Here is a 14807-nt window from a genome sequence, read left to right on the forward strand (position 1 = left end):
AAGGATTGACTTGCATGACAAGGATGAAGGCAGCACCTGCTTTGCAGTGCTGGTATAGCGGGAAGTCTCAATGACTCAGGGAGCTTTTCGTAGTTTTCGCTTGGCGAAATGGTTGGGCTCCACCTGTGCGTCATTGGACATCGCTTCCAACGGGTTGATAGCCGTCGACTGGGAAGGGCAGGCATCGAAGGTCTTGGTGACCGGTATGCCCAAACCTCCTCAACTCAACCAATGGTTGGGTTTTTCTTGTTTGACGCTCACGTTGCCATCCGGCCAGTTAAAGGCCATCGGATGGGGCGTCAGTCGTGCCGATAATATTTGGCGTGCTGCGTTGCGTGAATGGTATGGCGACCGCGTGTTGGCCATCGCACAGACGTTGAATGCCTTCTACAAAAATGTCCAAGCCCGAGGTTACTGCCGTCGCTCACAGTGGACGGCTTTGCACGGCCGTTTGGTTCTGCTAGCCCAACAATGGCCAACGCTACCTGCCAGGGGCTTGGGAGTTTTATCGGGGCCTGAGCGCAAGATCCTGACTCGGGCTTGGTCATGGGTTCACGACGGCGAGAAATGTCTGCGTCGGTGGCGTAAGCACTATGTGAAGCTCTGCCTCGCCAAGCATGCTCAGATGTTCGATACGATTGAGTCCATGCCCCTCACGCTCAACCAACGCTTAGCCTGTATTGTGGATGAGGACAACAATCTGGTTCTGGCCGGGGCTGGTACCGGCAAGACCAGCACGACGATGGGGCGTGTCGCCTTCCTGGTCCGCAGTGGACAAGCGAAACCTGAAGACATCTTGTTGCTCGCCTACGGCAGTGACGCTGCTGAGGAGATGCGTGAGCGGTTGGAGGCGCGTGTGGGTATAAAGGGCATTAAGGCCTCCACCTTCCACTCCCTTGGTAAGGACATGCTGGGTCAACCGTCCCTCACGCCAATGGCTGAGGATAAGGCTGCCCGTAAGCGATTTATCCAATTGGCCTTTGAAGATTTTCAATCAGAGCCAGGCTATCGCAAGCGCCTACTGCAGTACTTCGAGAATTACCTGTTCCCGATCAAGAACCCATTCGACTTTGCTTCCCTGGGCGAGTACTTCGCTTACCTGGCAGAGCATGAGGTCCGGACTCTCAAGGGTGAGCTGGTCAAAAGCATGGCTGAGTGCCGTATTGCCAATTTCCTGTTCAAGATGGGCGTGGATTACCAATACGAACCGCGCTACAAGGTGTCGACCCGAACGGCTGAGCGGCGGGACTACCATCCAGATTTTTACCTGCCGGCGTTCGATATTTATATCGAACATTTCGGCACGGACCGCCATGGCAATACAGCGCCCTACGTCGACCGCAAGGCCTACCATCAAGACATGGTGTGGAAGCGTGATCTGCACAAGCAGCATCAGACTCGGTTGATCGAAACGTTTCATTTTGAGCAGCAGGAAGGTCAGTTACTTCCATTGCTGGAGCAGCGCTTGCGGTCCGCCGGTGTAATCTTCAATCCACTGCCAGATGAAGCGATGTTGGAAACGCTTCGTGAGTTCGGTGTAGTCACCGAGTTCGCCGAGCTGCTGGAGAAGCTGCTGACCGGTTACAAGGCGGCGGATTTAGCCAAGGTTGATCTGGAGGCGCGTATTAACGCAGCACCCTCGCCGGATCAGATGCGGGCGGCGCTTGAGTTGCTGATGCCCATTTATCAACGCTATCAAGATGACCTGGAAGGCAAAGGGCAGATCGATTTCGACGACATGATTGTAAAGGCGGTGCGCCTGGCGGAGCAGGGGGATTTCAAGGCTTCATGGCGATTTGTGCTCGTGGATGAATATCAGGACATCTCCGAGCCGCGCGCGCGTCTGGTCAAAGCACTTCGACGGTCGCAACCCGATGGCTCGTTGTTTTGCGTGGGGGATGATTGGCAGTCGATTTATCGATTCGCAGGCAGTGACATCCGTCTGACGTCCCAGTTCGAGTCATTCTTTGGTGCGACTGCTATCAGTGCCCTGGATAAAACCTTTCGCTTTAACGACAGAATCAACGCGGTGGCCAGCCGGTTTGTAATGCGCAACCCGTCGCAGTTGAAGAAGGACATTCATACCCATACGCAAGAGGAGGCGCCGGCGGTTTCGCTGTTCAGAACTGAGCTGGACGATGATGAGGCGTTGCCTCATGTCCTGACACGGATTGCAGCGCGAGCCAAGTCGGGATCGGTCGTCTACATCTTGGCTCGGTTCAATTTCCTGCTCCCGGATCCTGCAAGTCTCAAGCAGCTCCATAGCAGTCATCCGCATTTGACAATCAAGACCTACAGCATCCACACCTCCAAGGGGCAGGAGGCTGACTACATTGTGGTGCTCGGAAATAAGACGGGTAAGTTTGGAATGCCTCCTCAGAAAACGAGCCATCCTCTGTTGGAGGCGCTTCTGCCGCCACGTGAGACGTTCGTTCATGCTGAGGAGCGGCGTTTGTTTTATGTGGCGCTGACTAGGGCCAAGCGGCGTGTTTATCTAGTGGTTGGGAAGGGGAAGGCGTCTAGCTTCATCAAGGAACTACTTGATGATCAGTATGACGTGGAGCTCAATGAATTCGGTGAGTCGGCGGCGGTTGTGCGGGGGCCGGCATGCCCTGTGTGTCAGGCGGGGGAGTTGATGCTGCGGACGAAGAAGAACGGTACGGGGGCGTTTTTCTTCTGTTCCCTTTCCCCGCGTTGTGATTATACCGAAACGGCCTGTCCAGGTTGTCAGTCTCCGATGCGTAGGGAGGGGCGGTACCTAATCTGTAAAGGGAACTGTGGTGGTTGGGTTGCGTTGTGTCCGTTGACTGGGGGCAGGATGGTGTCGCGCGGGACTGGAAAGAAATTCTGGGGGTGTTCAGATTATCGTCGGGATGGTGCGGATTCTTGCTCTCATACGGAGACAAGGATTGCGCCGCCAAAGGGGTGTAAGGCCCGAGCGCTTACTTGAACCTCTCAATGAACTTTAACATTGGCGCTGTCTGAGCGTCCGATCCTGGTGCTATGTCTATGTGATGAGGATTTTCTGGAGTTTGCCCGGCGAATAGGTTCGGGTTGTACCGCGAAGTGCAGATGCTCGAGCGAATAGCTGATGATTCAGGCCGAGATGGCGACTGCACCGGCGGAATGGTTTGCCAACCTCGACAACCAACACAGCCGTCGTGCCCGCCAACGTGATTTCTAGCGGTAATCCGATCACCAAGCCAAGGCCCTGTTCGATGCGGATACGCTGAAAGGCCGACTTGATCGGGTGACTCTCGAGGTTCAGTTACAACCAGAGACTAAAGGCGTCAAGATTGCCCATCGAAAAGGTTAATTAGTCGGTTAAGATCGTAATTTGAGCCTGACGAAGCGATAGTAAGGTCATTGCCTGATTCAAAATGGAAGCGTGCTTCAGGGGAGGAATGTAGTGCAACGATTCGAACGCAGTAGTGAGCCGCCACCCGGCCTGTTGCAGAGTGAAGAGTTCAACGCTCAGCGTCAGGAGCTAGTCAATTATTTCCGAATGGATGAGGAGAGGAGGGCCCAAACTCGTGTTCCAAGTTTCCGGCTTGGATTGGATCATGAGTCAATCAAAGGGGCGCTTAAAAGGCTCTTTCGTGGTAAATGCGCTTTTTGCGAAAGCTCAACAAGCACTACCCCTTACCGCTTTCGTCCTACTAGCGATGCGTTGCCGATGAGGCGTAGTCCGGACGCTCACATGTATTACGCTTGGTTGAGCAATGCATGGGAAAATCTCTATCCAATCTGTAAGGGATGTTATCCCGAGCGCCCCGAGCATTTTCCTGTCAAAGGTAAACGAGCTGCACTGCCCACCGCGATTCAATTACAAACATTCGCGGAGGAAGCTCTCGGGCTATGGCGTGACCACCCCCCTAAGGAAAAAAACCTCCTGCTTGACCCTTGCGAGTCGGGCTCGTTTGTTCGTCATCTGACGGTCGATCTTGACGGCTATTTGTTCCCTCATACGGACCGTGCCCAAGAAACCATTAACCATTTTGACCTCAATCGCGATGAGTTGTATGAAATACGGGGCCAGCGAGTTAGGGCGTATTTCGACGAATTAATTGATAGGGTGCTGCCTCAGATGCGGGAGGGGCAGGATCGAAGGATTCGACTGTTCGATTTTGCCGAGCTGGAGTTTGGTGGGCTGTGGTATCTAATGTGTCGCCAGATCATTATCTTTTTGACGGGAAATAACCCGCAACGTTTGTCGTTGTCACCTATCCGCATAGAGCAGGCATTTCAGAAGGTTGCTAAAAGCGTGATTGGTCAAGAAGTCGACCGCGATGCTCTGGAGGAATGGCTCAACGACCCGTTGCGTGACATGTTCACTGAAGACTCTCAACTGGGACGAGCCTTTACAGAGTCTCCTCCCACCTTGGTCGCCATTTCGCTGACGAACTTCAAAGGGATTGAGCGACTCGAGTTAATCGTGCCATCGGCAGAGGCCTCTAGCGCAGAACAGGCAGCCCCGCTCAAACCCGGCTTGCTGATTTTGGGGGAAAATGCCGCAGGCAAAAGCTCCATCCTGGAAGCCATCGCTTTAGCATTGTCGAGCGATGAGGCGCGCGCCGAGTTGAAACTTGATGTGTCGGCTTTGCCGCTTGACCCAGAACTGTTGGGTGAGCGTTCGGCTGCCCGGCGCGGGTTGGCCACAGTGGATCTCAGATTCGACGACGGTTCGAGCCGAACGTTGACCATCTCCGATGCGCGCTTCTCGATGGAGGGTGGTTCTGAGGTGCCCCCTGTGTTCGCCTATGGTGCCTTCCGGCAATATCAGAAGCAGATACGGCGCTACAGTTATGGTAAGTCGATCTCGAACCTGTTCCAGTCTGACAAACTGCTTTCCAATCCCGAAAAATGGTTGTTGGGGTTGGACCAGGAAAATTTCAACAATGTGGTGCGGGCGCTGCGCGTCATCCTCTCCATTGAGGGCGAGTTTGAGGTGATGGAGCGTGATTTCAACAACCAACGGTGCCTGATCGTCACTGCTGCCCCTGGCCATCATACGCATAATCGGACGCCTCTGAGCCTCGCATCCTCGGGCTACCGATCGATGTTGGCGATGGTCTGCGACATCATCCAAGGCCTGATGAGCCCGCACCTTCATACGTTTGTCGAGAGCCTGGAAACGGCGAGGGCGGTTGTGCTGATCGACGAAGTGGAAGCGCATCTTCACCCTCGTTGGAAGATTCAAATTATGCAGGCCTTACGCAGTGCCCTGCCGAATGTCACCTTTATTGTTACGACTCACGATCCTCTGTGCCTACGAGGTATGGAGCCTGGCGAGGTAATTGTCATACAGCGGGTTGCTAGCCAGCAAGGCGTCGACAGCGAGTGGCCTGTGATGGTGGAGCAGGTGGTAAGTTTGCCGGACCTAAGCCAACTGACCATTGAGCAGCTGCTGACTTCGGACTTCTTCGGTCTAGCGTCTACGGATCAGCCGGGTACCGAACGCGAGCTGGCCATGTTTGCCGACCTGCTGGCAGCAAAAGAGAGGGGTGAACCGCTCACCGCGGACCAGCAACTGGCTTGGACACGCTTTGAGCAGGATATCCGCGAGGCCTTGCCGGTGGGAGCTACTGAAGTGCAGCGCCTGGTGCAAGAAGCAGTGACGGAATATCTGAGGAATCGTCGGCAGATGTCTACCGAAAATCTCGGGAAGTTGCGGGAGCAGTCCCGACGGGACATTGTCGCTATCTTGGAGGCGCTCTAGAGAATGCGTTTCGTCATCCGTAAAAAAGCCCAAAAGCCTGACGCGATGACTGGGGACGATTCACCGGCCGCACGTGAATTGGACAAGTTCAGACGATATTTCGAGGCGCCGGATGACAAGGCTCCGTCGTTCGCGGTGTACAAGTCCGACAGTGTAAAGAAACGGCTCGATGAGCTATTCCACGGTAAATGTGCCTACTGCGAAAGCTTCTATGCCTCTACAGCCCCCGTGGACGTCGAGCACTACAGACCGAAGGGTGCAGTCCATGAAGACGCGACGCACCAAGGTTACTGGTGGCTTGGTATGGACTGGGACAACCTTTTGCCTAGCTGCATAGACTGCAACCGCAAACGCAAGCAAATGATGCCAAAGCTATCGGCCAAGCTACTGACCCTGCAGGAGGTGGGGCGCGGCTTCAGCCAAGGCGTGCTGATGTCTAGCGGAAAGAAAGATAGCTTTCCGGTGTTGGGAACGCGTGCAATGACCGAAGCCTCGGCTATCGCCAACGAGTATCCCTTGCTCCTTGATCCCTGTCGCGACAAGCCGGACGAGCACCTGCGATTCCACATTGATCGAACCAACCTTATTAGCTTGGTCCTTCCCCAGGCTCATGCAGGGGCAGACCTTCCGGTGATGGGCGTTAACGGGGCAGATGAGGCGACTAGGGCCGTGATCGACGAAGCTCTAGAGATTGGGCTGAGTCTGAAGGGGGTAGTGTCAATTCACGTCTATGGACTCAATCGTCTTGGGCTCGTACAGGAGCGAACGCGCCTGTTACGTCAATTGGAGTTCCTAGAAACGTTGGCTCTGGATGTCGGTGTTATGGCTCAAGAGCTCAAGCCTGATCCGGCTCAGCCCAAGTCTACTGATGCCCGTGATGAGGGTATTGTCCGGCGACTAAATTTGCTGCAGGAGCAAGTTCTGCGAGAAATGAAACGCATGGCGAATCCGGAAGCACCATATTCGGCCATGGTGCGGACTTGGATTGAAGGATTCAAAGCGCGCCTGCTTGGCTGACTACTGAGCGAATCTGCAAAGCCAAGCGTTGACTTAAGTGAATCAGGAACGTTTTGTTAGCCATGTCTGCGCCTCTGCTATATGGCGTAGGTTGTCGCAAGCGCAGGCATTGGTGAAATTGGCCAGTCTCCCACTGAGGCAACCCCGCTACCACCGAGTAAAAACACGGCTGTTGTACCGCGAGCAAGAGGTGGCTCATGTAGGATGGGGTAGGCTACGGCGGGCCACTCGTGGCTCCTCTTCATACTCTTGAGATTCTGCTATGACCGGGCACCTGGACGCCTTCATTTCCCTCGAGCGCACCTTTTCCAAAATCATTATCGACTCCGACGCCAACGACGATGCGGATCTAAGTGCTGGGCCGGGCAGGCAGGGGGTACTGCAATGGCCTGATTTGCTTAGACATCATCGAGTGATTGTGCTCTCAGAGGCGGGTTCAGGTAAGACTGCGGAAATCCGAAATGTCGCCCGACAGCTTCGTAGTGAAGGTAAATCAGCTTTCTTCCTGCGGATCGAATACGTCATGGAGTTCTTAGAGGGTGCTTTCGAAGAAGGTACGTTCGAGGAGTTCCAGAGCTGGTGCGCCTCCGGCACGGAGGGCTGGCTTCTTATGGATTCAGTAGATGAAGCTCGACTCCGTGATCCTCGAGATTTCGATCTGGCGATTCGGAAACTTGGTTTGATGACTAGGAGCGTTGGCGCCCAGGCACACATTCTTATTACGGGTCGGAGTACAGCATGGAGGGCTAGAACGGATCTTCTGCTCTGTAAGCAGGCGTTTCCCTACGAGCCAGACAACCGGCAGGTAGTTGAGATGCAAGACGCGCCCACTAAGGGCACTTCTCAGAGAGCTCAAAGCAAGGTTGAGCCAGACGACCCGTTCCTCCTTGTCACCTTGGATGATATCCATGGTGGGCAGATCGATCGCTTTTTGAATGCTGCTGGTGTCCAAGACATCAAAGCCTTTCGAGCCGCAGTAGAGCGAAAGGAGGCATGGTCGCTTACCACGCGGCCACAGGATTTTTTGGAGCTGGTCGACTTCTGGCACAAACACCACCGTATCGGCACGCGTTTCGAACTGATGAAGAGTAGTATTGATCGTCGCCTTGAAGAGAGGGACCAGAATCGTTCTGAGCTTCGGCCCATTTCTGCGGAGAAGCTGAGGGAAGGCGTACGACTCATTGCAGCGGCGACAACGCTAGGGCAGACATCCGCCATTTGCGTCCCTGACGGTGAGGACAACAAGAAAGGAATTCCCATTCGAGCGGTGCTCAAACACTGGAATGACGGAGAATGTGCGGCGTTGCTAAGTCGTCCGGTTTTCGACGAAGGTATCTACGGCACGGTTCGCTTCCATCACCGTTCAGTACGCGAGTATCTGACAGCGGAGTGGTTGCATCAGTTAATTCTCGACGAAGCATCTCGTGTCAGGATCGAGAATCTGTTTTTCAGGACGCAGTACGGACTTGAGGTCATCGACCCAACGATGCGCCCGATATTGCCGTGGCTCGCGCTACTGGACGAGCGACTTTGCGCCCGAGTGGCACGAGTCGCCCCGGAAGTATTTTTTGAAGGTGGCGATCCTGCTCAGCTCCATCTGAGTACGAGGCGCGGGGTGTTACGTAGAGCATGCGAGCAATTGGCACAGCCAGCACATAGCTGGGGGCTGACTGACTACTCCGCCGTTCAGCGATTCGCTCATACCGACCTCACCCAAGACATCAAAGAGCTGCTGGAGCACTACTGCACCAATGACGACATTGTTTGGTTCCTGCTTAGAATGGTATGGCAGGGGGAGGTCGTGGGCGCCTTGCAAGAGGCGAAAAAATTCGCCCTCAACGCACAGAATAAGCACACCCGCTCTGCAGCAATCTGCGCAGTAATGGACTTAGGAACGCCTCAGGATATTGCACACGTACGTGAAGCATTGTTAGCAGGAACCGGCGAAGTTAATCGCGACTGGCTAGCCGAAATGCTGGATAAGCTTCCGTTCGACGAGCAATGGATCCGATGGTTGTTGGAGGCAGTGGAGCGATCCGCAGAGAAACCGCGCTACAGTAGTGGTGATAAGTTGGCATCTCAACTTTCCACTTTGGTCACGGAATGTCCACAGGGAGGCCTTCCAACCTTAATCTCCGGGCTCAGCATACTTTTGGGTAAGCCACCTGTTGTTGAACGCGGTATCTGTACCATCTCCAAAAAATATGGCTGGCTTGCGGAACTGACTGGGATGGCGATACTTCGTATCCTTGAAGCGAGAGATGCCTTTGCGCTCGACTCATCCGTGCTGTCGATTTTGTGCGTGCTCCCTCAAGCACATATTTTTGATGAGCTGAACGCTCGGGAACTGTTCGACAGTATCAGGAAAATCGTGCCGACCTGGCCGCAGCTCGACTATCAATTGTTCTGGCATGACGTTGCATTGGCTCGTAAAAGTAGAGTCCATCGCGGAGAGTCAGTGGTTAACGTCTGGCAGTTGACCGGCTTCCACCCATTCTGGACATTGAACAAAGAGAATTTCGATCTCATCTGCGATGACATCGTCAGTCGCCTGATCACGGAAGATCGTCTCATGGCGCTCAGCCTGGCATTCCAAATCTATAAGGAAAATGATCGTCCGATCTCTTGGAAGAAACGGCTGGAGAAGGCAGTCGGGCTCGATCCGCTTCTGGTCGAAAAGTTAGAGATGCTCAGAAACCCACCGGAGCGAATAGTCCAGGAATGGGAGCTCAAACAGGCCCAATGGAAAGAGGAAGCGGCTCAGCGTCAAGCTCTAGAAGAAGATCGCCGTCGATCTTGGAGGGAAGGGCTCGCTGTAGACCTAGAGCGATTAAACAGCAGTAAGCCAGGCGTGATGACTCGCAGCCAAGCTTATTTGATGGATCGGATGCGAGAGGGCTCGTCGACATCAAACACCTGGGGCAGTGATGATTGGCAATCGCTAATAGAAGAGTTCGGCTTACCCGTCGCTCAAGCGTTTCGCGAAGGCGCCCTCAGTTTTTGGCGTGGTTGCCGCCCAACGCTGCCCTCTGAGGGCGCAGCCGTCAATTCGACGCCGTATGAAGTGATCTTCGGACTGACAGGAATTGCCATCGAAGCCAAAGAAGATCCCTCGCGCTTCTTGCAAATGTCTGCCGAAAACGCTGAATTTGCGGCTCGTTACGGCCTACTTGAGCTCAACGGTTTCCCTGAGTGGATTACGACGTTGTTTGGACGCTTCCGAGAGTCCGTACTGAGGATTGTGCTGCGTGAAATCGAGTACGAGCTCGATACGGAGCATACGGAGTCCTCCGCTTACTACATATTGCGAAAAGCGCGCTGGGGTGGGGGCTGGATGTACGAGTCGCTCGCAATGCCGCTTCTGGCACGCCTCGAAAGACCCACGAAAAGCCTGGAGGCCCTTCAGCTAGCGGTGAGCATCGTGCAGGACTCTCCTATCGGCGATGAAGTTCTGGCCAAGTTAGCGAGTAAGCGAGCTATTGAGGAAACCAATCCTGAGTTAGCTCCCACATGGTACGCAGCGTGGATAGGAACGGATCCTGCCCTTGCTATCCCAGCACTGGCAGCACGCCTCGACACGATTTCCTGTGACGAGGATAAGGCGAAATTCGCCATGCTTTGCTTAACCGTTATCGTGGGCAACCGGTTTGCCAGCCGCTGTCGGCAGAACTACAAAACGGTCGAGCATGCGAAGTCTCTGTATCTGCTGATCCACACCCACGTTCGTTTGGCTGATGATATCGACCGTGCTGGCAAAGGAGTCTACTCACCAGGCCTTAGAGACGATGCTCAGCATGCTCGAGACGCACTTCTAGCTTTCATTCGAGAAACACCGGGCAAGGAAGCATTTCTCGCCTTAGGAGAAATTGCTCGTGAGCACCCCGCAGAACGCCTTCGGCCCTGGAGCGCCTTTTACGCTGAGCAAAAAGCTACAGCTGATGCTCGGACACCTCCATGGGAACCAGCGAAAGTCGTAGAGTTTCACGAAGCTCTGGAAAGCACGCCATCCAATCATCGTGATCTCTGGAGCCTTGCCATTGATCGGCTGTGTGACCTGAAACACGACCTGGAGGATGGCGACTCAAGCATTGCAGAAATTCTGATACCTTTTAGCCAAGAAACCTCTATCCGCAAATTCATAGGTAATTGGTGCCGTGATCGCGCTGCAGGGAGATACGTCATTCCGCAAGAGGAGCAGCTTGCGGACGACAAGCGTCCAGATTTCAGAGTCCAGAGCAGTATATTTGATGGGCCCGTACCTGTAGAACTGAAGCTTGCTGATAAATGGACTGGACTGCAGCTTTTCGAACGCCTTGAGAATCAGTTGTGTGGTGACTATCTGCGCGACGTTCGATCCAGTTGCGGCATCTTCTTGTTGGTCAACCACGGCGGCAAAAAGGCCTGGGCACTTCCTGGTAAGCAACGGGTAGCCTTTAATAATCTCGTCACTGCACTGCAGCAACACTGGCTGTTCCTGGCCTCTAAGTACCCCAACGTTGAAGATATACAGGTCATCGGCATCGACCTTACTAAGCGAAGAGGTGCTGGCGCGGTCAAGTCTGAAAAAAATACTAAGGAGAGAACACCTCGCAAGAAGAAAACGACCACGGACGCACCTTTGAAATGACGTTGCTTACCGGACTTAGCGGATGCCAGTGCTGCTCCGCTTTGTTTTTTCATTTTATCTCACGGTGTGTGATGAGGCTTCAGAGGATGATCTCCGTAGGCGTAGATCATCCTCTGGTTCGCTTCTTGGCTCTGTCTGAGATAGATGTCACTGAGGGTCCATTTCAACCGGTGCACCTCAGTCTTAAGCGCGCCAACCTTCTTCAACGCACTCCGGTACATCACGATAAGCCCGGCAAGCTCCCTGGGGGCCGTTCTGAGGTTACGGCGGGTCACCTCCAGGTCGCTGCATAGAAGGTCGTATTGATGCTTAAGCATTTCCTCACGGGTAGGCGGTCCCAGCTCAAACCCGGTGTCATCAATTAAATTGTCTTGCACTGCCGTCACACCATATGCTGTACAAATACAGCATATGTGCAAGCGAAGGTTTTCAATTTGTGGGCGATGGGTGGTGGTCATTCGTGAGGAACAGAGATTTTCGAGGCTTTGTCGGTCCGATTTGATTCAGCAAGGTTGTGTAGGTTGAACGGTCCGGCGTACCGGGATTTGATTTTTCGCGCTTATCGCCGCTGCCGTGGCGAACCGTTGGTAGTGGTGAAGCTTGGCCGGTCGCCTCCACAACTGGTCAGAATCCGTCATTTTCCATGGGCGTGGATATCGAAGAAAAAAATCCAAAAACCGGATACACCGGATGGCCCTTAGCGATCCCGCATGAAGTATTTGCGTTGGCTTGGTCGAGGTTCACACAGGTGAGTCCGTGCCTCGACCAGCGCCAAGATTTCTGTGCGTTTTACTGTCAGGTCTGTTGGGCCATAACCGTCGTCGCGATGATTCGATGATCGTTCAATCCGGCAAAACCGTACCAGCGATAATTACTCAACGCTGTAGAGCGTACTCTTCAACGAGACGCCATAGCAGCCTGCCCATTGGGAGCCGGTAAATATCGCTATGGGCACCGCCGCCAGACCCGGGTGAGTTGAATTGAGTGATGCCTTCAGAGGCGTCGATAAAACTAATCTTGCTCGGGTTGGTGGGCGACATCGAGCAGTCTTTGCCATCGGCTTTGCACAGGCTGAAACTGCCTCCAGGTGTTGCAGATGTATCACTGGCTTTCAGGCATTCGAAGGTTGCTGCCATTTCCGGGTCAGGGGACTGGCAGGCCAGTTTCCAAGAACTGATAGAGCCGGAAGGGTCGTACCACACCACCATTCGCCCGCCCGCGGCACCATCGTATTTTGAGGCGGTGAGTGCAATATGGGTGTTGCTCAACTTGCCAAAGTCACGATATGGCGCACCCTCAATCCCTTTGCCAACCATGAAGCGATTGATGCTCACCGCACCTTGCAAACCCACCGCTAGATCCACCCTACTGACTGGGATTGTCTGGCTGGGCTTGAGAGCTGGTGAACTGAACAATGCGCGGGTCATAGCCCGGGCTCCGAAGCTGTGGCCGATGGCGACCACTTTGGCTTCACTTCCTGAAGCATCGAGAGCGTCGGGCACGGTTTCGTTGATGAGTTTGTTAAGCCACGATAGGCCGATTTCATCAGCGTCATTGGCCTTGTTGCTGTAGCTGAAAAAGTTAGTGAAGGAATTGGACCAGAATGACGGCCACGTCACGCCAATCACCAGCGGGCGGAACTGACTATTTACGATATTCTGAGACTTGGGGCGAGTCGCCTGATCATCAAGTTGAGCGCTTTGGGCTTCTTGCGCAGCAGCCATCATGTTCCCCGTTATATCATTGATGTTGCGAATAGCTTCGTCCTGAGCAGTGTTCCAGCCCATCACCACGATTACTACGTGGGTGTATCGAGAGCTGCGCAGATCCTGGGTCAGGTTCCTTTTCAGTGCACCGAGAGCTTTCGCGCTTTCGCTATACAGATCCGTGAGGGCAGGGTTGGTGATCTCCAGGTTTTGCGCAGTGTTGCAGGCATGCCAGTCATTGATTTTCTTAAGATCGTAGTCTTTGCGTATCCCTGCCAGAGCATCGGCAGCATAGGCGTTGTAGACAAAACAGTGAGTTTTGGCCAGATACGGGTCGCCCTTCACGCTGTTGTCCTCCAATACCCCATTTTGAAGAATATGCGAGATGAACATGGCCTTGCTGTCGAACGTCTGGAATCGTTCGATATGATGGGCTGTGTTATACCGAGTGTCTTCCTCTCCTTTAAAGTACGAAGCGTTGGAATGGATGAAGCGCGCATTGTCGTTAAACTTCGGTCCGCCGATAATTTTTTGCGGGCTTTTCTCCAGCGCTACCACATAGCCTGGGAAGTGCAGGGCCGTGCCAGAAGGGAAGTAGAGCATGCTGTGAAACTTCACAGCGTCGCTGCTATCCAGCGATAGCGCGTTCTCATACGGGGTCATGACTCGCTCGGTTGAGATGCATCCACTTATCAAGGGGGACAATATCGCTGCGGCAAAAACAGGCACCGCAAATCGCCAAATTGTACGCATCATTTTTCTCCATGAAACCGCCGAGTGCGGCGTGATGTCAAAATGATTGTAGCTGGCCTTTTCGCTGCTGGCGGCCGGTCTCAGGATTTATCTGAGCAAGTGCTCAACCCACACGATATACGGGCTATCGCAGGTTTCGTTCGGGTATCGGACTACAGGAGATGGCCGAAGAAAGAATGCGCTGATGTTGATTAGAGCGGTTTCCAAATCCCACTATCTCATCTCGGGATCGACAGATTGTGGCTGCATTTCCAGATCGACGGCATGGCCTGCTCCCCTCAATCCTACCTATGCATCCAGATGAATGGATCTTAGGCTAGAGCTAGGGTTATCAAGACTATGCTAGGATTAGATAGCGTAGATAACTGGTGAGGAGGTTTCCATGAGGGGGGAGGTTGGGATGTCTTTTCGGGGGGCTCATACTCTATTGATCCTGTGAAAGTGACACTGCCAGCTTGATGATCATTCGTCCATTGGCTATGGGTAGAATCCAATAGCCTTGCTTAGAACTACCCCTTTTTCGCTCTTGAAACACCCCAAAAACAAGTCCAGAAACAAGTCTTTTACTGCTCCGGCAAGAAAATAAACCCCTTAGATTTCAATGGGTCTGAGGCCAAATGCGAGTCTCGTTTTCCCGCTCAAGGATCAGAAAAAAGCCACTCGGATGAGTGGCTTTTTTTTGCCTGAAATTTGAGTTGCGCCGGTGATGTCGCCGAACTGTGTCCAGGATGCCCTGAGAATATCAGGGCGCGCCGCGTCAAGAATTCGATACCGCAACATGTTCAGGGTCTTCTCTCGCAACGTGGGTTGCTTCAAAACTCAGAGCTTCCAAGTACTGCTTTAGGTTTTTTCCACTCACTGAGTAGAGCGACCTTGCTCAAGATCGAGAATGCCGATTGAGGCCGTCTGACGCCGCGCCTCAATTTTGGCAGCCGCTTCGGCGACGCGCTGTTCCCATACTGGTGCTGTACCACGCCAAGCCGGG

5 protein-coding genes and 1 pseudogene are annotated in these 14807 nt (G+C 53.7%); 4 read left to right on the forward strand and 2 right to left on the reverse strand.

All coding sequences use genetic code 11. The features are described 5' to 3' along the window. Window positions 1-70: 70 nt before the first annotated feature. The 4 genes from ACMTA2_RS12995 (at window position 71) to hyoA (ending at window position 11363) form a co-directional block, all read left to right on the forward strand. Complete coding sequence (locus ACMTA2_RS12995) at window positions 71-2950, forward strand: UvrD-helicase domain-containing protein (RefSeq protein WP_413795157.1); 2880 nt, start codon at window positions 71-73, stop codon at window positions 2948-2950. Between the two features lie 750 nt (window positions 2951-3700). Continuing rightward, complete coding sequence (locus tag ACMTA2_RS13000; RefSeq protein ID WP_413795158.1) at window positions 3701-5719, forward strand: AAA family ATPase; 2019 nt, start codon at window positions 3701-3703, stop codon at window positions 5717-5719. Window positions 5720-5722: 3 nt separating this feature from the next. After that, the gene (locus ACMTA2_RS13005; RefSeq protein WP_003200332.1) at window positions 5723-6736 is read left to right on the forward strand and encodes an HNH endonuclease family protein; all 1014 of its coding nucleotides are present in this window, start codon (window positions 5723-5725) and stop codon (window positions 6734-6736) included. Between the two features lie 262 nt (window positions 6737-6998). Continuing rightward, window positions 6999-11363: an NACHT domain-containing antiphage protein HyoA gene (hyoA, locus tag ACMTA2_RS13010; protein WP_413795159.1), complete on the forward strand. Its 4365-nt coding sequence runs from the start codon at window positions 6999-7001 to the stop codon at window positions 11361-11363. Between the two features lie 875 nt (window positions 11364-12238). Here hyoA and ACMTA2_RS13015 read toward each other — a convergent pair. Together ACMTA2_RS13015 and ACMTA2_RS13020 are read right to left on the reverse strand one after the other, a co-directional pair. Then, window positions 12239-13732, reverse strand: coding sequence for an alpha/beta hydrolase (locus tag ACMTA2_RS13015; protein WP_157280291.1), 1494 nt, complete (start codon window positions 13730-13732; stop codon window positions 12239-12241). A gap of 847 nt (window positions 13733-14579) precedes the next feature. Next, a pseudogene (locus ACMTA2_RS13020) lies at window positions 14580-14776 on the reverse strand (hypothetical protein); the annotation flags it as partial. Window positions 14777-14807 lie beyond the last annotated feature (31 nt).

The sequence above is a fragment of the Pseudomonas medicaginis genome, assembly GCF_965119365.1.
GTDB lineage: Bacteria > Pseudomonadota > Gammaproteobacteria > Pseudomonadales > Pseudomonadaceae > Aquipseudomonas.